This window comes from Natrinema pellirubrum DSM 15624, from assembly GCF_000230735.2.
Classification (GTDB): domain Archaea; phylum Halobacteriota; class Halobacteria; order Halobacteriales; family Natrialbaceae; genus Natrinema; species Natrinema pellirubrum.
In genome coordinates, this window is the sequence record NC_019962.1 from 2,975,049 (window position 1) to 2,997,934 (window position 22,886).

Annotated in this window: 23 protein-coding genes and 1 tRNA gene; 14 read left to right on the forward strand and 10 right to left on the reverse strand. The window is 64.6% G+C overall.

Annotated elements, in window-relative coordinates:
* Positions 1–143: 143 nt before the first annotated feature.
* Complete coding sequence (locus NATPE_RS14335) at positions 144–1,424, forward strand: polysaccharide deacetylase family protein (RefSeq protein WP_006181238.1); 1,281 nt, start codon at positions 144–146, stop codon at positions 1,422–1,424.
* Positions 1,424–2,482 (forward strand): glycosyltransferase family 2 protein, encoded by a 1,059-nt coding sequence (locus NATPE_RS14340; protein WP_006181239.1) that lies wholly within the window; start codon positions 1,424–1,426, stop codon positions 2,480–2,482. The genes NATPE_RS14335 and NATPE_RS14340 overlap by 1 nt, the downstream gene beginning before the upstream one ends.
* A gap of 126 nt (positions 2,483–2,608) precedes the next feature.
* On the opposite strand, the gene NATPE_RS14345 is transcribed toward NATPE_RS14340, so the two are convergent.
* The 5 genes from NATPE_RS14345 to glmM all read right to left on the reverse strand — a co-directional run bounded on the left by NATPE_RS14345 (position 2,609) and on the right by glmM (position 10,347).
* Positions 2,609–4,246: a flippase gene (locus tag NATPE_RS14345; protein WP_006181240.1), complete on the reverse strand. Its 1,638-nt coding sequence runs from the start codon at positions 4,244–4,246 to the stop codon at positions 2,609–2,611.
* A gap of 187 nt (positions 4,247–4,433) precedes the next feature.
* Positions 4,434–6,083, reverse strand: coding sequence for a hypothetical protein (locus tag NATPE_RS14350; protein WP_015299163.1), 1,650 nt, complete (start codon positions 6,081–6,083; stop codon positions 4,434–4,436).
* Positions 6,084–6,363: 280 nt separating this feature from the next.
* Positions 6,364–7,038, reverse strand: coding sequence for a helix-turn-helix domain-containing protein (locus tag NATPE_RS14355; protein ID WP_006181242.1), 675 nt, complete (start codon positions 7,036–7,038; stop codon positions 6,364–6,366).
* 92 nt (positions 7,039–7,130) lie between these two features.
* A complete protein-coding gene (locus NATPE_RS14360) occupies positions 7,131–8,813 on the reverse strand; it encodes an alkaline phosphatase family protein (protein ID WP_006181243.1) in 1,683 nt (560 codons plus the stop codon).
* Between the two features lie 196 nt (positions 8,814–9,009).
* Positions 9,010–10,347 carry a phosphoglucosamine mutase gene (gene glmM, locus NATPE_RS14365; protein ID WP_006181244.1) on the reverse strand — a complete coding sequence of 446 codons (1,338 nt, stop codon included), beginning with the start codon at positions 10,345–10,347 and terminating at the stop codon, positions 9,010–9,012.
* 328 nt (positions 10,348–10,675) lie between these two features.
* Between glmM and NATPE_RS14370 the strand changes: the two genes are divergently transcribed.
* Entirely contained in the window at positions 10,676–11,221 is a 546-nt protein-coding gene (locus NATPE_RS14370) for a cupin domain-containing protein (protein ID WP_006181245.1), read from the forward strand.
* Between the two features lie 140 nt (positions 11,222–11,361).
* Here the strand turns inward: NATPE_RS14370 and NATPE_RS14375 are convergent.
* The 5 genes from NATPE_RS14375 to NATPE_RS14395 all read right to left on the reverse strand — a co-directional run bounded on the left by NATPE_RS14375 (position 11,362) and on the right by NATPE_RS14395 (position 14,833).
* Positions 11,362–11,434 (reverse strand) — tRNA-Gln (locus NATPE_RS14375).
* 40 nt (positions 11,435–11,474) lie between these two features.
* The gene (locus NATPE_RS21495; RefSeq protein WP_006181246.1) at positions 11,475–12,215 is read right to left on the reverse strand and encodes an HNH endonuclease; all 741 of its coding nucleotides are present in this window, start codon (positions 12,213–12,215) and stop codon (positions 11,475–11,477) included.
* Positions 12,216–12,334: 119 nt separating this feature from the next.
* Positions 12,335–13,480 (reverse strand): pyridoxal phosphate-dependent aminotransferase, encoded by a 1,146-nt coding sequence (locus tag NATPE_RS14385; RefSeq protein ID WP_006181247.1) that lies wholly within the window; start codon positions 13,478–13,480, stop codon positions 12,335–12,337.
* Positions 13,477–13,899 (reverse strand): 6,7-dimethyl-8-ribityllumazine synthase, encoded by a 423-nt coding sequence (gene ribH, locus NATPE_RS14390; RefSeq protein ID WP_006181248.1) that lies wholly within the window; start codon positions 13,897–13,899, stop codon positions 13,477–13,479. The genes NATPE_RS14385 and ribH overlap by 4 nt, the downstream gene beginning before the upstream one ends.
* Before the next feature lie 100 nt (positions 13,900–13,999).
* A complete protein-coding gene (locus tag NATPE_RS14395) occupies positions 14,000–14,833 on the reverse strand; it encodes a DUF4097 family beta strand repeat-containing protein (protein ID WP_015299165.1) in 834 nt (277 codons plus the stop codon).
* A 183-nt stretch (positions 14,834–15,016) separates the two neighbouring features.
* Here NATPE_RS14395 and NATPE_RS14400 point away from each other — a divergent pair, with 183 nt between their 5' ends.
* From NATPE_RS14400 to nuoK, 11 genes are all read left to right on the forward strand, one after another.
* The gene (locus tag NATPE_RS14400) at positions 15,017–16,174 is read left to right on the forward strand and encodes a 5-(carboxyamino)imidazole ribonucleotide synthase (RefSeq protein WP_006181250.1); all 1,158 of its coding nucleotides are present in this window, start codon (positions 15,017–15,019) and stop codon (positions 16,172–16,174) included.
* A 102-nt stretch (positions 16,175–16,276) separates the two neighbouring features.
* Entirely contained in the window at positions 16,277–16,588 is a 312-nt protein-coding gene (locus NATPE_RS14405) for a hypothetical protein (protein ID WP_006181251.1), read from the forward strand.
* 52 nt (positions 16,589–16,640) lie between these two features.
* Positions 16,641–17,282: an AIR carboxylase family protein gene (locus tag NATPE_RS14410; protein WP_006181252.1), complete on the forward strand. Its 642-nt coding sequence runs from the start codon at positions 16,641–16,643 to the stop codon at positions 17,280–17,282.
* Between the two features lie 274 nt (positions 17,283–17,556).
* Complete coding sequence (locus NATPE_RS14415) at positions 17,557–17,964, forward strand: NADH-quinone oxidoreductase subunit A (RefSeq protein ID WP_006181253.1); 408 nt, start codon at positions 17,557–17,559, stop codon at positions 17,962–17,964.
* A complete protein-coding gene (locus tag NATPE_RS14420) occupies positions 17,961–18,668 on the forward strand; it encodes an NADH-quinone oxidoreductase subunit B (RefSeq protein WP_006181254.1) in 708 nt (235 codons plus the stop codon). Before NATPE_RS14415 ends, NATPE_RS14420 begins: the two co-directional genes overlap by 4 nt.
* The gene (locus NATPE_RS14425) at positions 18,665–20,320 is read left to right on the forward strand and encodes an NADH-quinone oxidoreductase subunit D (protein ID WP_006181255.1); all 1,656 of its coding nucleotides are present in this window, start codon (positions 18,665–18,667) and stop codon (positions 20,318–20,320) included. The genes NATPE_RS14420 and NATPE_RS14425 overlap by 4 nt, the downstream gene beginning before the upstream one ends.
* Position 20,321: 1 nt before the next feature.
* Complete coding sequence (locus NATPE_RS14430; RefSeq protein ID WP_015299167.1) at positions 20,322–21,419, forward strand: complex I subunit 1/NuoH family protein; 1,098 nt, start codon at positions 20,322–20,324, stop codon at positions 21,417–21,419.
* Positions 21,416–21,877: a NuoI/complex I 23 kDa subunit family protein gene (locus NATPE_RS14435; RefSeq protein WP_006181257.1), complete on the forward strand. Its 462-nt coding sequence runs from the start codon at positions 21,416–21,418 to the stop codon at positions 21,875–21,877. The genes NATPE_RS14430 and NATPE_RS14435 overlap by 4 nt, the downstream gene beginning before the upstream one ends.
* Before the next feature lie 41 nt (positions 21,878–21,918).
* The gene (locus NATPE_RS14440; protein WP_006181258.1) at positions 21,919–22,191 is read left to right on the forward strand and encodes an NADH-quinone oxidoreductase subunit J; all 273 of its coding nucleotides are present in this window, start codon (positions 21,919–21,921) and stop codon (positions 22,189–22,191) included.
* Entirely contained in the window at positions 22,188–22,583 is a 396-nt protein-coding gene (locus NATPE_RS14445) for a hypothetical protein (protein WP_006181259.1), read from the forward strand. The genes NATPE_RS14440 and NATPE_RS14445 overlap by 4 nt, the downstream gene beginning before the upstream one ends.
* A complete protein-coding gene (nuoK, locus tag NATPE_RS14450; protein ID WP_006181260.1) occupies positions 22,580–22,885 on the forward strand; it encodes an NADH-quinone oxidoreductase subunit NuoK in 306 nt (101 codons plus the stop codon). Before NATPE_RS14445 ends, nuoK begins: the two co-directional genes overlap by 4 nt.
* The last annotated feature ends 1 nt before the right edge of the window (position 22,886 follow it).

A 22,886-nucleotide genomic window follows, 5' to 3' on the forward strand; every position in this document is an offset into this window, starting at 1 on the left:
TCGATAAACGCCACCACCGGACGGCTGCGGCCGCGTCGACTCGCCCCCTCGGCGACCGGCCGGCTCGAGATCGACGGCGTTCGATCGTGATGCCCGCACTAATAGCCGTATAAGCAAGGGCGAACGGTTCGTCGACGCGGTCGATGACGAACAGAAACCGCCGATCGTTCGTAACGACGGTTGCAGCGACCGGAACGCTCGGCCTCGCCGGCTGTCTCTCGCGGATGCGGGAGTGGCGTGGCGCGGACGGCGAGCCGGCGACATCCCAGTCGAGCGACGGGAACGACGGCGACGAGGCCGGTGACCGACTGTCCCTTCCGGGGGACCCGATCGACCGCTTCGAGGATCTCGACCGATGGACGCCGATGATCGACGCCGGGCAACTCGAGGCCGGGACGGCCGACCCGTACGCCGGCTCGCAGTCGGCCCACCTCACGGCCGCCGAGGATACCGAGTATGCAGCCGTCTACAGGACGATTCCGGACGGACTGGATCTGAGCGACAAGAGCCTCTCGCTTGCCGTCAGCTTCACCGGCCGCGAGCAGCTTCACCTCACGCTCGAGTTGTTCGCACCGAACTCGCGCAACGTCCACGCCATGCAGCGCACGCTCGTCGGACCGACCGATCGGTGGGTCCGGGTCGACTTCGGGACCGATCGGGTCGAGGGCCAGCCCGACCTGACCGATGTCCGGGAGGTACGGCTGATCGCCCGCCGTCGCGCCGACTCAACCGGCCCGATCGACTGCCGGATCGACGACCTCCGCGCGACCGACCGTCCCGAAACCGGCGCGGTCATGCTCCTGTTCGACGGCACGCTCGAAAGCCACTACACGGCCGCGTTCGAGCAGCTGCAGGCGTACGGCTTCGCGGGCGTCGAAGCGGTCATCCCGGAGGCCGTCGGCGAGGACGGCCGGCTCACGATCGACGAACTCTCCGACCTCGACGCCGCGGGCTGGGATATGGCGGCCCGGCCGCGAACCGGCGCGCGGTCCCTCGACGAGTTCCCGCCGGAAAAACAGGCGGAGCTGATTCGGGGGACGAAAGCGGCCCTCGAGAGTCGCGGCTTCGAGGACGGTGCGAAGCACTTCGTCACGCCGCGAAACGTCCTGGGATCGACCGCCCGCGATCTCGTCCGGGAGTACCACGAGCAGGCGTTCCGGTTCGGTGGCGGTCCGAACGGGTTGCCGCTTACCGACCCACACGACGCGGGCTTCTTCGCCGGCGATGCCGGCGACGTGACGAAATCCTACATCGACTTCGCCGCCGAGTACGGACAGCTCGCGGTCTTGCACTTCGAACACGTCGGCGAGAACGGGATGAGCGAGCGCGCGTTCGCGGACCTGCTCGAGTACGTCGACGCGCAAGACGTCGACGTCGTCACCGCGACCGACCTGCTGGAGCGGACGAGCGGAGGCGATCGCTGATGTACCGGAACGCGAGCGTCGGCGTCGTGTTACCCGCCTACAACGAGGAGGGGTTCGTCGGTGACGTGATCCGCGAGATGCCCGCGTACGTCGATCGGATCTACGCGATCGACGATCGGTCGACGGACGGCACCTGGGACGAGATCCGCGAGGCTGCCCGGGCGGACGCGACCGCCACCGATCGCGGCAACGGCGAGTCCGTCGATCGGCTCGTGGCTGACGGCGGTGCGTCCGCGCTCACGAACCGGGCGGCGGTCCACGACGCCATCGGCCGCGTCGTCCCGATCAAGCACACGGAAAACCGCGGTGCCGGCGGGGCGATCAAGACCGGCTATCTCGCCGCGCTCACGGACGGCGTGGACGCGACGGTCACCGTCGACGCCGACGGACAGATGGACCTCTCACAGATGCAGCGGCTCCTCGATCCGATCGTCGACGGTGGGGCCGACTACGCGAAGGGCAACCGGCTCCTATCCCGAGAGTACCGGGACGCGATGCCACGATTTCGGTTCGTGGGCAACGCGGTTCTGACCTTCCTGACGAAGATCGCCTCCGGCTACTGGAAGACGATGGACCCCCAGAACGGGTATACGGCGATCTCCCACGACGCCCTCGCGGCGATCGAGGTCGAGAACCTCTACGAGTACTACGGCTACTGCAACGATCTACTGGTGAAGCTAAACGTCCACGGGATGCGCGTCGCCGACGTGGCGATGCCAGCCGTCTACGGCGACGAGGAGTCGAGTATTACGTATTGGCGGTACATTCCCAAGGTCTCGTCGATGTTGCTTCGCAACTTCCTGTGGCGGCTGAAAACGAAGTACCTCGTATTGGACTTCCACCCGCTCGCACTGTTTTACCTCTTCGGAGCGGCGACAGCGACGACCGGCGTCCTCGGCGTCGGCGTGGTCGTCTCTGCCGCGCTCTCGAGTCCCGGTACACCGGCCGTCGGGAGCGTGACGAGCCTGCTGTTGTTCGTCGCCGGAACGGCGTTTCTCCTTCTGGCGATGGTGTTCGACATGGCCGAAAGCGACACCCTCGAGACCCAGATCCAGTAACACCGGACACGCGCAGGATCGGGTACGTACTCAGCTGTCCGGACGTCTCGACGGCCCTGGTATCACGACAGTGATCGATTGGAAGGGGTAACCGGGCTCGAGAGTCCGTGGCGCGTACAGACTCGGTCAGGGCGTGACGCTCCCGATCCCGGAGCCGAGTAGCCCCAGTGTGAGTCCCGAGACGAGCAGGGATAATCCGACGACGAACAGCAGACTGTGTAACCTGTTTTGCTCCCGTTGTTTCGTCCCGCCGGCCGCGAGCCAACCGCGTATTGCGTCCGCCTTCGCGCCGAGCGGGTCGGGGAACGTCGACAGCACCTCGAATGGCTCGGCCGGGTCGAGTGCGCCGACGAGCAGTGCGAACACGACGAAGATCACGAAGCCAGCGGGCGGGACGACCGCGAGTGCGAGCCACGGGTTCCCGATGGCCGTCGAGAGGGTGACGATCGGGCCAGCTGCGAGGACGGTCGCCAGTATCGAACGCCCGAGTCGGGCGTCCGAGAGGGGATCGAAGCCGACCAGTCGAGCGCTCCAGCAGTGGAACAGAAACATCGATCCGTATCCGACGCTGGTCGCGACAGCAGCACCGTGCATTCCGAAGCGGGGGATCAGAGTGACGTTGAGGACGACGTTGATCACGGCCGCAGCGCCGGTGGCCGCGACCGGATATCGGAGCATCCCCTTCCCCTGTGAGATCGCCAGGATCGGGCGTGCAAGGGCAAAGCCGAGCGATCCGGGAAGTAACAGCAACAGGGGCGCGATCGCCGGCGTGGCATCCGCGCCGAAGTAGATCGGCACGGCGATATCGGCTAACGCAGCGAGACCGACCGCCATGACGGCCGTCAGCAAGAACGTGTACCGCGTCGTCCGGGACGCGAGATCCGAAATCTCCCGGAGCCGGTTTTGGGACCATAGTTCCGATGTCGAGTGGACGAACACCGTCTGAAGGGCCATTGGGATAAACCAGAGGAACTCCGCGAGCGTGAGCGCTGCCTTGTAGTTTCCGACCGCGGAACTCTCCGTGAACCGCTGGAGCATCACGATGTCGATGTGATAGAGCGACATCAACAGGAAGACCAGGGCGATGCTCATCGAGTTGAACGTGAGCATCTGTCTCCGGGGAAACCGCTCCGTCGGGCGACTGAATAGACACGACAACGAGACCCGCCGATGTACGAGGGCTAACCCGATGGCGGCAACGAGCGTACTCGCGACCAACTGCCCTGCAAGCGCGCCGAACACCCCGGCACCGAGGTAAACCAGCGGCACTGCAACGACGACGAACCCGACCTTGTCGACGATCTTCAGTGGCTCCGAGTACCGCTCGAGGCCAAAGCCCATGAGCGTCTTCCGCGCGTAATCGCGGAACTGCGCCGTCACGACGAGCGCGGCGAGGACGTAGAAATAGCTCGTCAGTTCGGATCCGAACGCACGGCCGACGAGTCCGACCCGCGTCGCAACCACCAGCAGGAGGGCCCCGAGGACCGAGAGCGTGATTGCCAGCCGCAGGTAGAAGCCGACGACGTGTTCGCTCCAGTTGGCCGCGGCGCGGTCCTCCGCAAGGAACTTCCGGACGCCGTCGGTGACGCCGGAGCTGACGAAGATCATGTAGATCGCGAAGACCGACAGCAAAAACGCGTACTCGCCGAAGGCCGCTGCACCGAGCAGCCGGTACAAAAGCGGCGTCGAGAGCGCAGTGACGACGAGAACGACTACTTTGGCACTGACGACCGAAACGACGCCGCTCGCGATACTCCTGTTCACGGTCTCCCCCCGGGACGGTCGACCGCCCCTCTCGCCAACGATCGGCCTCGATCCGACGGAGTCACTGTAGCGAGACGGTGGCGACAGCGTGGCGTTATTATACGGGTGTTAAACGCCAAGCGGCGGCATGGAACGGAATCGACGACCGGAAGCTGCCACCTCGCCGCGGCCCCGAACCCGGGCGCTCTTACTGGTACGTGTTCTCCCAGGTCGTGACGCCGCTTGCACCGAGGTCGCGAATCCCGTCGACCAGCCGGTTCTTCTTGAACGTGGGGTTCGTCGACGAGGAGTAGAGACAGACGGCTTCGTGGCCACCCGATGACTCGAGCGTCGAGTCGCGAACGAGTGCGTCGGAACCGAGATCGACGAACGGATACTGACTGGCGCGGAGATCGCTCTCATAGATCGTCAGGTCTGCCCCCGTGTTGACGATGGCGTTTCGGTCCACCCCGTCGCGCCCGTGCTGGGCGATGTCGACGTGGCTGAACCGACAGTTGTCGCGTTCACAGCGGATCCCGTCGCGGAAGCCGCCGGCGTCGCCCGCCTGCCCCGTGATCGTGAGGTATTCGGCGAGTACCTGCTCGGCCCTATCGCTGTCCCGAATCCAGAGCGGATAGCCGCCTGCGGTTTCGTGGGTGATCTCCGTCTCGACGATCGTCGCCTCCCCGCATTCGGGGGAGAGGACGATGCCGTGGTTCACGTCCGACCCTTCGAGGTGCAGGCGGGTGTTGTCGATCCGTGCGCTCTTACAGGTGTTCATCACCGAAATCGCGTGACTGGTCGGTTTGGGCGAGGTGATTTCCACGGCGGCACCGTGGATCTCGATGTTCCGTCCGCTTTCGATCCGGATGCCCCGCTGGGACACGTCTTCCGGACGCGTCGAATCGACTTCGACGGTCGGCCATCGGATCTCGCTGTCTCGGCCGCCGACACGGACGTTCGCACCGTTGCTGTTCCGGAACCAGCCGCCGTTGACGATGATCGTCCCGTCACCGCCCGCGGCGTAGAGCCCGTTGTTCGGAAACCCGCCGAGCCAGCAGTGGTTGAACTCGAGCGTGCCCGCGTTCTGGTTCGCTTCGATCCCGATCGGGCCGCGCCAGCGGTTGCCCGCGTTCGGGGTGTTTGCCACCCACGCGCCGCCGTCCGGCGCTCGGAACCGCTCGACGATTCCCCGACCGTCGGGGTCGGTGACGTTGAACAGCCCTGGCCCCCACGTCCCGCTGTCGTGGACGCCCCGAACCGTCACGTCACGCACCTCGAGGCGGTCGGACGCGTAGGCCTCGATCGTCCGGATCCCCGTCTCGGGAGCCGACTGATCGACGTCGAACCCCTCGAAGCGGAGGTGGGTCCCGGGACTGTACGAGACGCCGAGGCGGAACAACCGATACTGGGGGCCGTCGAAGTCGTGGTAGTTCGCCGGGATCAGCGTCGCGTTCTCGCCGACGACGCCGAAGTTCTCGAACCCCGTGAATCTGAACTGCTCGTCCATGAAGTACTCCCCCTCCGGGAACACGAGTAGCGTGTCATCACCCCGTAGCTCCTCGAGAACGGGCGTGATCGATTCGGTGCCCGTCGCGTCCGCCCCGGCCTCGGTCACGTCGACGACGGTCGCGTAGTCGTCGTAATACTGGCTGTACGGTTCCGTCGATGCACTGGCAGTCGACGTGAGTCCGACTCCGGCGACACACGCCGTGACCGCCCCTCCCAGGAACCGGCGACGCGAGCGTGTCCGTGAACTCAACTCCTCGAGGGATCGCCGACCGTCCTCCCTGGCGGCCGACCGAGAACGACGAGAACTGGTACGATTCGAGCGCTGCAGATCATTTCCATCCGACATTGAGCGTCACTCTTTCCTGAGTGATGACGGGGTCCAGTATCTATGGATTCGGATGGCAAGCTTTTAACTTCGAGAGCCGATCACCCCGAACTGATCGCGCGAACTGATAGTTAAACGACAGTAGCTGGCTACCCGTATATTCGTATCTTCGATTCGGGACTTCGGAAATCCGACTGTCGATAAGGGCCGCTATTGAGTCTCTTAGGGGCGTATTCCGGTCGGCCATAGTGGCCCCAATATCGTCTCCGATGTAAACTAGTGTCATTTTCCAACTAATTGTTCAACCGCAATCGTTCTCGAACGCCTCGGGCGGGCGGCCGTTTTCGATCGTGGCACCGATCAGCGTCGAAATCGCGCGCCGAAGCCGCTGGGAGACCGCCGAATCCGAAACCCCGAGCCGTTCGGCGAGGTCGTCCTGTGTGACCCCGCGTGGCACCTCGAAATAGTCGTCGTAGTAGGCCATCATGAGGATCTCGTACTGTCGGTCGGTCAGGAAGTAGGTCCGGTCGTCCGAGACCGACGAATCGTACAGTTGGTTCACGCGAAACGAGATCCCACGGTCGCGACAGTGGGCGCGGAACGCGGACAGCGCGTCCCGGTCGGGAAGGGAAACCCGCGTGACCCAGCCGCCCTCGTCGCTCGCGATCGTGAAGACGAACAGCCCGGCCGCAGCACAGCGATCGGGCACGATCTCGAGGTCGGTATCGACGGCGACGCGATAGATCGCCCGATTGTCGAACGCGGCGACACGCGTCGGATTCGAGACGGTCGGATCGGCGGCCATCGCTTCCTCGAGGGGGGCATGTTCGTCGCTGAACGCGGAGACGAACTGCAGTCGTCGCTCGTCGACCGTCGTCTCGTACTCGTATCGGATCGGCACGCCGGAACAGCGCTCGATCGTCGGTACCAGCGGCAGATCGTCGTGGACGAGATGGACTTCTGCGATAACTCCCATTGCGAACCAGATATCGTATTCCGTCGTCGGGGCCGCCTGCCTATACTTATACCACGTATAACCGGCTTGCAACGGCCCGAACCGTCAGCGACTCAGTTCATGTAGCCGAGGTCGGCCAACCGATCGGTTACCGCCTCGTCCGTCACCGGACGGGACTCGTCGTCCCGATCAGCGTACGCCGGATAGGTGGCCGACCCCACGGAGTCGACGACGGGAACGACGCTGCCGTCCATGCGGTCGCTGTAGGGGACTCCCATGGCGGCCATGATCGTCGGCGCGACGTCGAAGAGGTGGGCCCGCTCGAGCGAGGTACTCTCGTCGATCCCCTCGCCCGCCGCGACGAAGATCCCGTCGAGCTTGTGATTCCAGGGCTCGGCGGGACCGAAGTAGTCGCCGTCGGCCAACTGCTCGGAGAGCATGTGTTCGAAGTCGGCGGGGATCGTGACAATGTCGACCGTTTCCTCGATCTCGTCGCCGTGGAAGTACTGCTCGCGGGGCGCGACCGTCTCGAAGAACGGCTCCCCGTCCGGGGTTTCGATGGCCTGTAGCGCCCGGATGAGTTCCTCGCGCAGTTCCTCGTACTCCGACTGCGGAACGACGCCGTTCGGATCCCGCCCCTCGAGGTTGATGCGGACCCCGAGTTCGGTCCGCGCACGGACGTAAGCTGCCGATTCGGCGAAGTCGACCTGTTCGTTGGCCGTTCTGGAGACGCCGCCCGGAGCGTACTCGATGGCGACGTCGGCCAGCCCGACCCGCTCGAGCGCCGCTCTGATGCGGCGGGCGGTGATCCCGAACCGGGCGGCGATCGAGGCCGCGCGTGCGACCGTGCCCGGCTCCCAGGTGTCGACCGTCTCGCCCTCGCGGAGTCGCCGCCGCATCGGCGTCCACGACGGCATTCCCTTGCCGCCGGTGGTCGTTTCGAGATAACCCATGTCCCGCAGATACTCGTTGACCCGGAACTCGTAGCCCTCGTACCGGCCCATCCCGTGGTCGCTCACGAGGAAGACGCGATCCGGGTCGCAGGCCTCGAGGATCGCCCCGATCTGCTCGTCGGTCGTCTCGTAGACGCGATCGACGTGTCGTTGCTCCCCGCTGAACTCGTGAAAGACCGTGTCGGTCTTCTGGAACTGGACGAAGCCGAAGTCCGGGTCGTACTCGTCGACGAGGTAGCGAAACGCCCGACCGCGCATCCGGACGAGGGATCGGTACTCCTCGATCTTTGCGTCGTCGGACAGCGAGTCGTCGTCGCGCGTGTAGCTCGGGTACACGCGGTACTCGCCGATCGCGTCGCGGACGTCGTCTAAGAGTCCGGCGGGGTGACACGGCGGGTCCTCGGGGCCGAGGAATCCGGGGATCACCGCCCCGTCGAACTCGTCGGGCGGGTGGGTGACCGGCGCGTTGACGACGACGCTCGAGCGGCCGTGGCGATCCAACAGCGTCCACAGGGGATGCTCGCGGACGTCGTCGTTGCTCGTCACGTGCCAGTCGTAGCCGTCGTAGCTGACGAAGCCGACGACGCCGTGTTTCCCGGGATTGACACCCGTATAGATCGACGGCCAGGCGCTCGGCGTCCACGGGGGGATCTGCGACTCGAGGGGTGCAGTCACCCCCTCGGTGCAGAGCCGTTCGATGGTCGGTATCCGATCGGCCTCGAACAATCGCTCGAAAACCGGAAGACACCCAGCATCGATACCGATGAGCAGCGTCTCCAGCCCGGTCGATTCGGCCTCGGTACTCCCTGCTGTCGCATCGTCGCGGCGAAACGTCCGAGTCATCGGCTCAATTATCCCTCATTGTCACGTTCGTGTTCGCTCGACTGCTGCGGACATCCCACCGCAGCATCGTTGTTCGTTCCACCACGTCTCTATCCGGCAACGTCGCAGACGGATCACTTCATTATCACTCCGTTAAACACGCTCTTGGCCTCGATAACGGCCGATCGACGTACTCGCGACCACACGAGATCACCGTTCACGGTCGGAGTCCCGACACGGTCGTGATCGCGCTCTCGAGGAGTCCGATGCCGTCCGCTTCCAGTTGTTCGGCTCGAAACTCGTCACGTGCCTCGGCCGTGAGCCGGATGATCGGTTCGGTTCCGCTCGCCCGAAGAAGCAGCCAGCCGTCGTCGACACCGACGTAGACGCCATCGAGCAGATCGACGTCGTCGTACCGATCCCGGGCGTCCTCGCGAACCCGGTCCATCACGGCCCGTTTCTCGTCGACCCTGACGGACGTACGACGGATTGGATACGTCTCGACGCCGTCGACGAGCGACGAGAGCGGTCCCCGCGCGGCGACGAGTTCGACGAGTTTGCACGCCGCGAGCGGCCCGTCCGGACACGGCGTTTCGGCCGGCCAGATCCACGCGCCGCTGGGTTCGCCGCCGAAGACGACCCCCGGTTGCACAGCGCGTTCCGCCACGGCGCCGTCACCGACCCGCGTTCGGGTCACCGAGGCACCGGTCCTCGAGAGCGCGTCGTCGACGGCCTTGCTCGTCCCCACCGGCACGGCGACCGTGTCGCCCGCGGTTGCAGCCTCGCGTGCGAACAGGGCGAGGAGGACGTCTTTCGGGACGAACGTCCCGGTCTCGTCGACGGCCATCATCCGGTCGGCATCGCCGTCGTGTGCGATGCCGAGGCTCGCGGCCGTCGTCGCCACGACCGACGACAGGTCGCCGAGCGTCTCCCGCGTCGGCTCGCTCGGCCTGCCCGGAAAGCGCCCGTCCCGTTTCCCGTTCAGCGTCACGACGTCACAGCCGAGATCCGCGAGTACGCGGGCAGTGATCCCCCCGGTCCCGTTTCCGATATCGACGACGACGCTCGGTGGATCGTCGATCGACACGGACTCGGCCACCGCCGTCGCATGTCGCTCGAGCGCGTCCGGAAGCGATTCGAGCGACCCCTGTCCGTCCCAGGGGCGGAGGTCGTACTCGTCGTTTTCGACGCGCGTCGCGATCGCCTTGCGTTGCTCGAGGTCGAATGCGGCCCCCGAGGCAGCCCGAAGTTTGATCCCGTTGTCCGGCGCGGGATTGTGCGAGGCCGTGACGATGAGACCCGCGTCCGCGTCGGTCCGCTGGACCGCTCGGGCGACCGTTGGCGTCGGCACGATGCCGGCCTCGAGAACGTCCGCGCCACACTCCCGTCCCCCGGCGATCAGCGCATCGGTCAGGACCGCGCCGCTCTCTCGAGCGTCTCGCCCGACGACGACGCGATCGTAGCCCTCGGAAGCCACGGCGCGACCGACCGAGAGCGCGAGTGCAGCCGTCATCTCTTCACCGACCGGCCCACGGATTCCGCTCGTTCCGAACATATCCTTCCTCCTCGAGGACGCAAGGATTACTATGGAGTTGTTAGCGCCGGCCGCTCGGCCATTGCGGATCGGAGTCCGTGACCGGAGCGGTCTCCCGGATGTGTTGTCCGTCCGGTCGGCAGTATTCGATCGGGTTTCGTTCAGTACGGTTGCCCTGACCGGCCAGTCCTACTCGAGAGCGCGCAGTTCGGCGGCGGCCTCCATCTGGAGCGACACCTCGCTCTGTTACATGACAGTAGAACACGCCATCACTGTTCACGAACGGCCCTCACGACGATTTGTCACAGGGCATAAGAAGAATACCGTTCGCGTCTTTTGACACCTATTCATGGAGCAGAAAGACGATTCGGAGCTGACACCGGAAGACCTTGCCCACACGCACCTCCCCGAGCAAACGATGTACAAGGTTCAGACGCCGGCGGCTCACAGCGGGGATTCCGAGGCCGTACGGCACTCGCCACTGATCATCAGGACGAACGAGTTCCGACTCCTCTACTTCGAACTCGAGCCATCCGGACGGATCGACTGGCACACGCACGTTCCCGGACTCGATGAAGTGAACCTGTGTCTCGAGGGGCGAGCCAAGTACACACTCGAACGCGAAGACGGGAGCCATCAAACCATCGAGATCGGCCCGATGGAGTTCGTCTACGTCCCCGGAGGCGCCCGGCACAAGATCGAAGTGATCGGCGAGCAGGCCCACAGGTCGCTATCGGCTGCCAAATTCGATACCGCCGCCAGACTGGAGGCCCTCGAAGACGAGTCGGAAACGGAGAACACGGATGCTGATGATCTCGAGTGGCAGGACGCTCTCTTCGTCGATCGAAAACGTGACGAGGTGGTCGCCAAAGACGAGACGCTCGTCTCGAAATAGCCGCCCCCAGCGTTCAGTTGTTCATCTCTCACTCTACCGGATATCTCAGAACGGGTTCACACCTCGAGGACTCGAATCCCCCGTTCTCTGGATCCGAACCGCCGAGGATATTTGACGCTCACGGGGTGTTCGCGCGAAAATAGTCCCGGGCAGATTCGAACTGCCGTCATGGGCTCCAAAGGCCCATATGATTGGCCACTACACCACGGGACTGAACGGGCAACTCCCTGTTGGGGGTAGAGCGGTTTAGGAGTTATTGTTTCTCTTGAGACGTTGAGGGTGAAAGTGCATCTATCATATCAATCTCGGCGTATCTATGACAGCTACGGCAGAGGCAAACGACGTTATCAAGTGTGTGTGCCAGTTGAGGATCGTTGAATTCTCGGACTGGCGTAATGTGATGGACATCCGGTTCATGGCCGATCTCCTCGCGTGTAAGCCCGCAGTGTTGGCACGTGTGTTCGTCTCGCTCCAGTGCTTGCCGTCGTATTTCTCTCCACCGACCGTTGTACGCGTTGTCGGAATCTTCCCATTGGTCGGATAACCAGCGGCTAAGGCAACTTTGGCTACAGAATCGGACTGGCTCTCGTTCCGCTCTCGATTTGAGGACAGTTGAGATTCGCCCGCACCACTCACAGACCCGTTTTACACGCTCTATGTCGTGGTATTCGTAGTAAGGCGTTCCGAGAAAGGTGTCAGCATTTTCGACGCAATCCGAACAGTAGACGCCGGATTTGTCCGATGGATAATATTCGAATGTCGAACCACACCGCTCACACGATGTCGTCTCTTTTGCACCCTTCCAGTTCCCATTGTGTTCTCCGGCATTGGGATTGCAGTCGTCGCAGAACTCGCGTCTCGATTTCGGGTCGTAGAATTCTGTCCCACACCCCGTGCAGGTGCGATTCGGGAGCGGTTCGTCGTGGACTTTCGTATGATGTTGCCGCATTCCTCGCTCGGTGTTCAGTGACTTCCCACACGTTGGGCAATCCATAGAAACAACATATTTGGGAAGAAAATTAATAGTAAGTAAATCGGGGTGAAAGTGGTTTGGATAAGCGATAGAACGGTGCTGCTCGAGGATAGTTCGAAGAAACCTATCCAGAAGTGCTTCTAGAGGTAGCCTTCCTCTGCCAGCCGCTCGATGCCCTCTTCGAGCCGTTCCGCGCTCGCGGCGTAGGAAATCCGTGCGTAGCCGGGGGTGCCGAAGGCGCTGCCAGGGACCGTAGCGACGTGGGCGTCCTCGATCGCGCCCTCACACCAGGCCTGATCGTCGTCGTCTACTGGCACCATCATGTAGAACGCGCCCTCGGGTTCGGCGACGTCGACGCCGTGGTCGTCGAGCAGGTCGACGACGAGGTCGCGTCGGTCCTCGAAGGCGTCGACCATCTCGGCGACCGGTTCCTCGGTCTCGAGGGCCTCGAGGCCGGCGTGCTGGACGAAGTTCACGGCCGAGGAAACCGAATGGCTGTGAAGCTTGCCGGCCTGGTCGATCAGGTCCTCGGGGCCGGCGAAGTAGCCCAGCCGCCAGCCGGTCATCGAGTAGGCCTTCGAGAAGCCGTTGACGGTGACTGTGCGGTCGGCCATCCCCTCGAGCGTGCCGAGGCTCGTCGGTTCGACGCCGTAGGTGATCTCCTTGTAGATCTCGTCGGAGATGACGGTGATATCGTGTTCGACGGCCAGATCGCGGACGCCCTCGAGTGCGGCGTCGGAGTAGACCGCGCCGGTGGGGTTCGAGGGGGAGTTGACGACGAGCAGTTCGGTCTCGTCGGAGACGGCGGCCTCGAGATCGTCGAGGGCGGGCTCGAGTTGGAAGTCGGTCTCGGCGAGGTCGACGCGGGTGAGGTCGCCGCCGGCCATCTTCACCATGGCCTCGTAGGAGACCCACGCGGGATCTAACAGGACGACCTCGTCGCCGTCCTCGACGAGCGCCTGGACGATCTCGTACAGCGCCTGCTTCGCGCCGGGCGTGACGATGATCTCGTCGGTCGTGTGTTCGAGGCCGTCGGCGGCCAGCTTGTCGGCGATCGCTTCGCGCAGCTCGAGGATGCCGGCGGAGGTGGTGTAGCCGGTGTGGCCGGCGTCCATCGCTGCCTTCCCCGCCTCGACGATGTTCTCGGGCGTGGGGAAGTCGGGTTCGCCGACCGAGAGGTCGACGACGTCTGCGCCCTCGTTCTCGAGTTCGGTCGCGAGCGCGGAGATGGCAAGCGTTGCGGACGGTTCGACTCGGGATACGCGGTCGGTGAATTCCATCGTCATTGTTGGGAATCGGAAGCCGGTAGTTCGTCGACGAGATCGAGCGCTCCCTCGACGGCTGTGGCCGCGTTCTCGACGCGTTCGCGGGCCTCCGCGGCGGACATGCCGGGGCCGGTCACGCCGAGGGTCACGGGCGTGTCACGCTCGAGACTCACGTCGGAGAGTCGCTGGGCGGTGGCGTCGGTGATCACCTGATCGTGGTCCGTGTCACCGGTGATGACGGTCCCGACGACGGCGACGGCGTCGACGGCATCGCGGCGCGCGAGCCGGTCGGCTGCAAGCGGCGCGTCGTACGCGCCGGGGACCTGGACCGTCTCGTACACCTCGGCGCCAGCGGCGGTGGCCGCCTCGAGGGCCTCCTGCTCCATCTGCTCGGTGATCGGGCGGTTGAACTGCGCGACCACCAGTCCGAGCGTGGTCATACGCGAGCGGTAGGGAGGGCGGGTAAAAGAGGTACCGTTCTCCGGCGGTCGACGGGGCCGCCCAATGGCGAACGGAGCCGCCGCGACGGCGACTGCGTGACTAGTCGTCGGCCTCGCGTTGCACCGTCACGGAGCCGTTGGTCGTCTCGAGACGGAGCCGCCGGCCGCCGTCGCCGAGCGTCACTGTCGCGTCGTCCCCGTCGTTGGCCGTCACGCCGTCGAATCCCTCGAACGACACCTCGCCGTTCGTCGCCGATGCGGTGACGGTCGCGTCGATCGACGGCGGGGTACGGACGGTGATCGAGTCGTTGGTGGTCTCGGCGGTCAAGTCCCCGCCGTCCGCTGCGAGGGTTACGTCGATGTCGCCGTTCGTCGTCTCCGCCCGAACGTCGCCGCTGACCTCGGAGACCGTTATCGAACCGTTGGTGTTTTCGCTGGTCAGATCACCGTCGACCCCTTCGATGTCGATATCGCCGTTGGTCGTCTCAGCGACCACCTCGCCGGTCGCGTCCCGGACGGTGACGTCGCCGTTGGTCGTCTCGCCTCGGATCACGCCCACCTCGGCCGGCACCGTCGCCTCGAGGTCGAGTTTCGGATCGGGACCGATCAGGAACGGGACGTCCTCGCTGGCGGTCTCGACCGTGAGCCGGTCGTCGCTCCGCTTGGACTCGAGTGTCAGCGACTCGAGGGTGTCCTCGGTCGGGGCGGCCTTGTGACCCTGAACCTCGATCTCCTCGCCCTGGTTCCCCTCGACGGTGACGGTACCGTTTTCGGCGATCAGCGAGAGGGCATCGACGCCGTCGATTCCGTAGGTCTCCGTCACGGTTTCCGTCGCGCTTCGTCCGGTCGCGAGACAGCCGGCGAGCGATCCGAGGACGCCGAGACTCCCCCCGGCGAGCAGCCGCCGTCGCGAAACGTCAGTCCGCATACCCATAGCTATGGGTTTCAGACGGGATATGTAATACCTGTCAATTTCCGACCTGGATGTTCTCCACGAGGGCTTTTATAGGATGACTGTCCGGCCCGGCTTCTCCCGGTCGCGGTGGCGACGCGATCGCGCCTCGAGCGACGGTCCGTTTGGGAATTCTTAAGCGCGGGCGACGACAACCGGCGCGTAATGACGACGCTTCGAACGCCGGGTCCAACGGTCGGCGTGGTCGGTGGAGGACAGCTCGGGCGAATGCTCGCCGAGGCGGCCGCGCCGCTGGGCGTCGAGGTGATCGTCCTCGATCCGACGCCGGACTGTCCGGCGGCACCCGTGGCCCGCGAGCAGATCGTCGCCGAGTTCGACGACGAGGCGGCGATCCGCGACCTCGCGACGCGGGCCGACGTCCTCACGTTCGAGATCGAACTGGCCGACCAGCAGGTCCTCGACCGCGTCAGCGAGGAGACGGGGACCCCCGTCCACCCCGACCCCGCGACGCTCGAGACGATCCACGACAAACTCGTCCAGAAACGCGAACTCGAGGCTGCGGGCGTCCCAGTCCCGCCGTTCCGCACCGTCGAGGACGCCGACGACGTGCGCGCGGCGATCGACGACTACGGCGCGCCGGTGATGCTCAAGGCTCGTACCGGCGGCTACGACGGCCGGGGGAACGTCCCCGTCGAATCGAAAGCCGACGCCGAGGCAGCCCTCGAGTCGGTCGCCGGCCCCGCGATGGTCGAGTCGTTCGTCGACTTCGAGCGCGAGGTTTCAGTCATCGCGGTCAAAGGCGATGACGAGATCGCGACCTTTCCCATCGGCGAGAACGTCCACGAGGACGAGATCCTTCGAGAGACGATCGTCCCCGCGCGATCGAACGAGGCCGTCACCGAGCGCGCTCACGCAGTCGCGCGCGACGTACTCGAGGTAATGGACGGGCGAGGCGTCTACGGGATCGAATTTTTCGAAGCTCCGGACGGCGAGGTCCTGCTCAACGAGATCGCCCCGCGCCCGCACAACTCCGGCCACTGGACGATCGAGGGCGCACAGACCTCACAGTTCGAACAACACGTCCGGGCCGTGCTGGGCTGGCCGCTGGGCTCGACCGCGCTGCGCTCGCCGACCGTGATGACGAACCTGCTCGGCGACGTAGAGGAGGAACGGCCCGCACAACTGAGCGACCTCGACGAGATCCTCGAGACGCCCGGCGCGAACCTCCACTGGTACGGGAAACGGGCGGCCAGACCGCTCCGGAAGATGGGACACGTGACGGTGACCGGACGGGACGACGAGGGCGTCGACGAATTGCTGGAGCGGGCGGTGTCACTCCGCGAGTCCGTCACGTTCGAATAGCGACGCCACGCGGAATCGTTACGAACGTGTTCGCCCGAAACGACGGTCTCGAGCGCCGTACCGTAGAAAACGTTTTACCGATCGCTCTGTTATTGTGTGGACATGATAGATAGCGAACGCGTCTTCGAGCGGCTTTCGGAGGGCCGCGGATCGGGCATCGACCTCGATCCCGAGCCGACGAGAGCGGACCTCCGTGATGTCGTCCAGGCGTTCAAAGCCGACGGGCTGTGTGGCCGGCGGGTTGCCGAGCAACGGCTCGTCCCGTACTTCATTGCGAACGACGGCTACGGGCAGCGCGAACTGGACCTTCTCGAAGACGTTCTAGCCGAGGAGTACGAGGGGACCGATCTCTGCCTTCGCACGCGTCGCTCCGAGTGTAGCCGGCTCCGTGGCGGCTGTAAGGGGTCGCGCTGACACGGACCGCGAAGCCGTTCCTTTCATTGCGGCTGGGACGAAACCCCGGCGTATGACCGCATCGGCAGTCGAGGACCTGATCGACCGGCTACACGAGGAAGCGACCCAAGACCGACCGACTGCGGAGACGCCCGACGTGGGAATCGTCATGGGCAGCGACTCCGACCTCGAGACGATGATGACCGGCGGGAAGCGCCGCGGGGCCTACGATGCCTTCGTCGACGAACTCGACTTTGCCGAGCAGACCGACTTCGAGAGCCCACCCGACGAGCGGTTTACCTTCGAGACCTACGTCACCTCGGCCCACCGGACGCCGGACTTAATGACGGCTTACGCCGAGACGGCCGAGGAGCGCGGGCTCGAGGTGATCATCGCCGGGGCCGGCGGGAAGTCGGCGGACCTCCCCAACATGACCGCCTCCATCGCGTACCCGTTACCGGTGATCGGCGTCCCAGTCCAGGAGAAATCCGTCGACAGCGTCATCGGGATGCCGACGGGCGCGCCGCTGGTCGCGGTCGACGCCGGCAAGTCGTTCAACGCCGCGCTGTCGGCGGCCCAGATCCTCGCCCGCCAGCACGACGCGGTCCGCGACCGACTGGTCGCCTACCACGAGGACCTGCGGGCGGGCGTCGGCGACGTCTCTCGAGACCTCCACGACCGGGGGACGCCGGCGTTCCGAGATCGAGAGGAGTAGTCGCCGTCGCCTGCCGACGGCAGTGACCGTTCGATCATCCGAACGGATTCGGCAGGGAGAAATTACTGCCATAGCGCCGTTAAACCGGCCGTTTTCGGCCGTGAGTAATAGCCTGTTACCGGATCGTTCGCTATTCATAGGGACACATATAGTATAAGGTGATTAATTACGAGGGTTCCGCGTTCGCTGAAGCCGCGTCTCGGCCCGTGTTTCCCCGAAAAACGAAGAATCAACCCTTATGTGCGTGCGGTTTGAAGCCCCGAACGTTACGGAGATGAATGATTGGATCGCCATCGGGGCGCTGGCACTCGTCGGGGTACTGATACCGCTCGGGATGATGTCGGTATCGTATCTCCTGCGACCCACCGTGCCCGAAACGAGCAAACGCGCCACCTACGAGAGTGGCGAGATTCCGACCGGCGGCACGCGCATCCGGTTCAACATTCAGTACTACATGGTTGCGCTTCTGTTCGTCGTCTTCGATATCGAGACCGTCCTGTTGTTCCCGTGGGCGGTTGCCTACCAGGATGCCCTCGCGTCGCCGGAGATCTCGCTCGTCCGCGCGCTCGGACCGATGCTGCTGTTCGTCGGTATCCTGCTGGTCGGACTCGCGTGGGCGTGGCGCACAGGCGCAGTACAGTGGGCCCGGACGGCCGAACAACTGAAGGCTGACAGACAATGAGCAGCGAACAACCACGCCAGTCGATCTACGACAGCACCGCACCGTCGACGGACACCCGCGACTCGCGGATCGGTGAGGGTGCCGACGACCGCTTCAACTCCAAGCTTCGGGAGGCCTTCGGCTCCACGCCGTTTATCCTCACGAAGTTCGACAAGTTCATGAACTGGGTGCGGGGCAACTCCATGTTCATGCTCCAGTTCGGGATCGCGTGTTGCAGCATCGAGATGATGCACACGTACGCGATCAAACACGACCTGGATCGCTTCGGAGCCGGTGTCCCCCGAGCCTCCCCCCGACAGGCCGACGTGATGATCGTCCCCGGGACGATCGTCTCGAAGTTCGGCCCCCGCATGAAGCGGGTCTACGACCAGATGCCCGAACCCAAGTTCGTCGTCGGCATGGGCTCGTGTACCATCTCCGGGGGTCCCTTCCAGGAGGGGTACAACGTCGTCAAGGGCGCCGAGGAGATCATCCCCATCGACATCCACGTCCCCGGCTGCCCGCCCCGGCCGGAGGCGCTCGTCTACGGCATCGCGAAGCTCCAGGAACGGATCCGCAACGGCGAGTCCACGCCCGTCGTGGTCAAGCCCTACGAACTCGAGGAGTTCGGCGACCTGCCACAGGACGAACTCGTCCAGAAACTCGCCGACGACATCGACGAGGAGGATCTAGTCATGCGATACAACTGGGCTGATTCGCCATGAGTACGGGACTCGAGCGCGACCCGGCGATCGAGGTATCGGAGGGCGATCTCGAGGCACTGATCGGCGACCGCGCGCTCGCGCGCGACGATCATCTGAATGCGCCGGGGTTCGTCGTCCGGCCGGACGACGTCCAATCGGTCCTCTCGGACCTGCGTGACAAGGCCGGCTTCGACCACCTCGCGAACCTCACGGCCCAGCAGTACGCCGACCGGTACGAGTCGATCTACCACCTCCGGAAGTACGCCGACCCGACCCAGGAGGTGTCGGTCGTCGTCCCGACGACGACCGACGACCCGGTCAGCCAGAGCGCCGAGCCGGTCTTTCGGACCGCCGACTGGCACGAGCGGGAGGCCTTCGACCTCGTCGGGATCGACTACGAGGGCCACCCTGATCCGCGACGGATCCTCCTGCCCGAGACCTGGCAGGGCCATCCGCTCTCCGAGGACTACAACCAGGAGAAGCCGCAGTTGGTGACCCTGAGCGAACACGCCAACCCGGTCCAGCCGGACCACCACGACGACGAGTCGGACACGATGTTTCTCAACATCGGTCCCCACCACCCGGCGACCCACGGGGTCCTCCACATCGAGACGGTTCTGGACGGCGAGACGGTCGTCGACGTCGACCCCGACATCGGCTACCTGCACCGCTGTGAGGAACAGATGTGCCAGCAGGGGACCTACCGGCACCAGATCATGCCCTACCCCGACCGCTGGGACTACGTCTCGGCCGGCCTCCTCAACGAGTGGGCCTACGCGCGTACGGCCGAAGACCTCGCGGACATCGAGGTCCCCGAGTACGCACAGGTCATCCGGACGATGGGCGCGGAGCTGTGCCGGATCGCCTCCCACATGCTCGCGCTCGCGACCTTCGCGCTCGACGTCTACGGCGACTTCACCGCCATCTTCCAGTACGGGATGCGCGACCGCGAGGTCGTCCAGGACATCCTCGAGGACCTGACCGGCCAGCGGCTCATGTTCAACTACTTCCGGTTGGGCGGAGTCGCCTGGGACCTGCCCGAACCCCGCGAGGAGTTCATCGAAAAGACCCGTGACTTCCTCGACGGGCTGCCCGCGAAGGTCGACGAGTACCACGACCTGCTGACCGGCAACGAGATCTTCCAGGTCCGTACCCACGACACCGGCATCTTGGAGCCCGAAGTGGCCAAACAGTACGGCTGTACCGGCCCCGTCGCCCGCGGCTCCGGCATCGACTACGACCTCCGCCGCGACGACCCCTACGGCTACTACGACAACCTCGAGTGGGATGTCGTCACCGAGGACGGCTGTGACAACTACAGCCGCGTTCTCGTGCGCATGCAAGAGGTCGAGGAATCCGCGAAGATCATCGAACAGTGTCTCGACCTGCTCGAGGACTGGCCGGAGGACGAACGCACCGTCCAGAGTAACGTGCCACGGACGCTGAAGCCGGACGCGGACACGGAAATCTATCGCAGCGTCGAGGGCGCGAAGGGCGAACTCGGGATCTACATCCGTTCGGACGGCACCGACAAGCCGGGCCGGTTCAAGATCCGGAGTCCGTGCTTCCACAACCTCTCGGCACTACCCGAGATGGCCGAAGGCGAGTACATCCCGGACCTGATCGCGTCGCTTGGCAGCCTCGACATCGTTCTCGGGGAGGTGGATCGCTAGTATGCCCGGCGCACAGACAGCGACTGCGACGCCGGCGCTGCCGCTACAGGACACGGTCTTGCTCCCCGAACGGATCGGCGAGCTGACCGGCCTCGACGGATTCGGGCTCGGCGGCGAGTTGCTCGCGACCTTCCTCGCGGCCTTCCTCATCGGGAACCTGATGCTGGCGATGACCGGCGTCGCGGGGCCGTGGGCGAAGAGAAAGATCACCGCGGCATTCACGGACCGGATCGCCGTCAACCGGCTCGGGCCGGCCGGCCTCTTCATCATCATCGCGGACGCCGTCCGGCTCCTGTCGAAGGAACTGGTCATCCCGGAGAACGCCGACCGGCCGGCCTACGACCTCGCGCCGATCGTCGTCGCGTCGTCGGCGCTGCTTGGCTTCGCCGTGATCCCGATGGGCAACGGGATCCACCTCGCGGACCCTGAAGTCGGACTGGCGTACGTCTTCGCCGTCTCGGGGATCGCGAGTCTGGGTCTGGTGATGGCCGGCTACGCCTCGGCGAACAAGTACTCGATGCTCGGCGGCCTCCGCGCGGTGGCACAGAACGTCGCCTACGAGATCCCGCTGGTCATCACCGGGATGTCGGTCGTGATCTTTTCGGGGTCGCTGCAGATGGGGACGATCGTCGCCGAACAACACCAGACGCTCGTGACGATCGCCGGGATCGACATCCCGTCGTGGTACGCGCTGATCAACCCCTTCGCGTTCGTCCTCTTTCTGGTGGCGAACTTCGCGGAGGTCGGTCGCAACCCCTTCGACACGCCGGAGGCACCGACCGAGATCGTCGCCGGCTACCAGACCGAGTACTCCTCGGTCTACTTCGTGTTGATCTACCTCGGGGAGTTCCTCCACATCTTCCTCGGCGGGGCGATCATCGCGACGATCTTCCTCGGCGGCCCGGCCGGCCCCGTCCTGCCGGGCATCGTCTGGTTCATCATCAAGATCTGGGCGGTGTTCTTCGCGACCCAGTGGCTGCGCTCGGCGGTGCCACGGGTTCGAATCGACCAACTGATCGAGATCGGCTGGAAGGGCCTGCTCGTGTTGGCCTTCGCCAATCTCGTCTTGACCGCAGTGATCGTGGGGCTGATAGCATGATCGGGATACTCAAATCGATGGCAACGACGATGAAACACGCACTGGACGGCTCCACCTTCACGGTGGAGTACCCGGAGACCGCACCGGACGTCTCGCCGCGCTTTCGCGGCGTCCACAAGTTCAGTCAGGAGCGGTGTATCTGGTGTCGCCAGTGTGAGAACGTCTGTCCGAACGATACGATTCAGATCGTGACGAACGATCAGCGACAGGGCGAACAGTACAACCTCCATATCGGACAGTGTATCTACTGTCGGCTCTGTGAGGAAGTCTGCCCCGTCGACGCCATCCTCCTGACGGAGAACTTCGAGTTCACCGCGGACACGAAACACGACTTCGTCTACAACAAAGAGCAGTTGAAGGCCGTCCCGTGGTACAAGGACATCGACCCGCTCGCCTCCCGCGAACCCGATCGCGGCGCGTGGGTCGGTGAAGGCGAGGGGGAGGTCGACTACCAGTAACGGGTCCGCCCGTCCCGTAAACGGGCACTATCAACACAACCATGAACTACGAGCTGATCGCGTTCGCGCTGTTTGCCGGGGTGACGCTGGCCAGCGCGGTGGGTGTCGTGCTCATGCAGGACCCGTGGCATTCGGCGCTCCTGCTGGGCGTGGCGCTGCTCAGCGTGGCGGTCCACTACGTGATGCTGGCGGCCGAGTTCGTCGCCATGATGCAGGTCCTCGTCTACGTCGGCGGGGTCCTCGTCCTCATCACGTTCGCCGTCATGCTGACCCAGCGCGACGACGCCGAGACGGACGAGGTGGTACAGGCATGACGACCGGCCCGAAACTCCGACTCGGAAAGACGCTGGTCCCGGGGCTACTCGCCGTCGGACTGTTCGCCGTGATGGCGTTGATTACACTCAACGCCTCGTTCGGCGGCATGGAAGGGTTCCCCGAGGGAATCTCGGTCACAGCCGAACTCGGCTACGCACTCTTTGGCTACGACGAACTGCAAACGGTCGGCGGCACCGAACCGTTCCTCGCCGCCGTCTTGCTCGTCGCCGTCGCGCTCGATGCCGCGCTCGACGCCTCGCTCGTCCTCGCGAAACGCGAAGAGGACGGCGAACCCGTCGCCGCGCTCTCGAGTACGGACGAGTCCTCGAGCGAGACGCCGGAGCCGGCCGTCGCCGATGGTGGCACGGAGACCGGAGGTGAGGATCGATGACCGTCGATGTACAGTACTACGTCCTGCTGTCGATGGCGGTGTTCTGTATCGGTCTCTTCGGCGTCCTGACGCGTCGTAACGCACTGTTGTTCCTGATGTCCGTCGAGTTGATGCTGAACGCGGCCAACATCAACCTGATCGCGTTCGCGTTCTATCACGGCAACCTCACTGGCCAGCTATTCGCGCTGTTTACGATGGCGCTGGCCGCTGCCGAGGTGGCCGTCGGACTCGGGATCATCCTGGTGTTGTACCGCAACTTCCGTGACGTCGACGTCACGGTACCGACGACGATGAGGTGGTAAG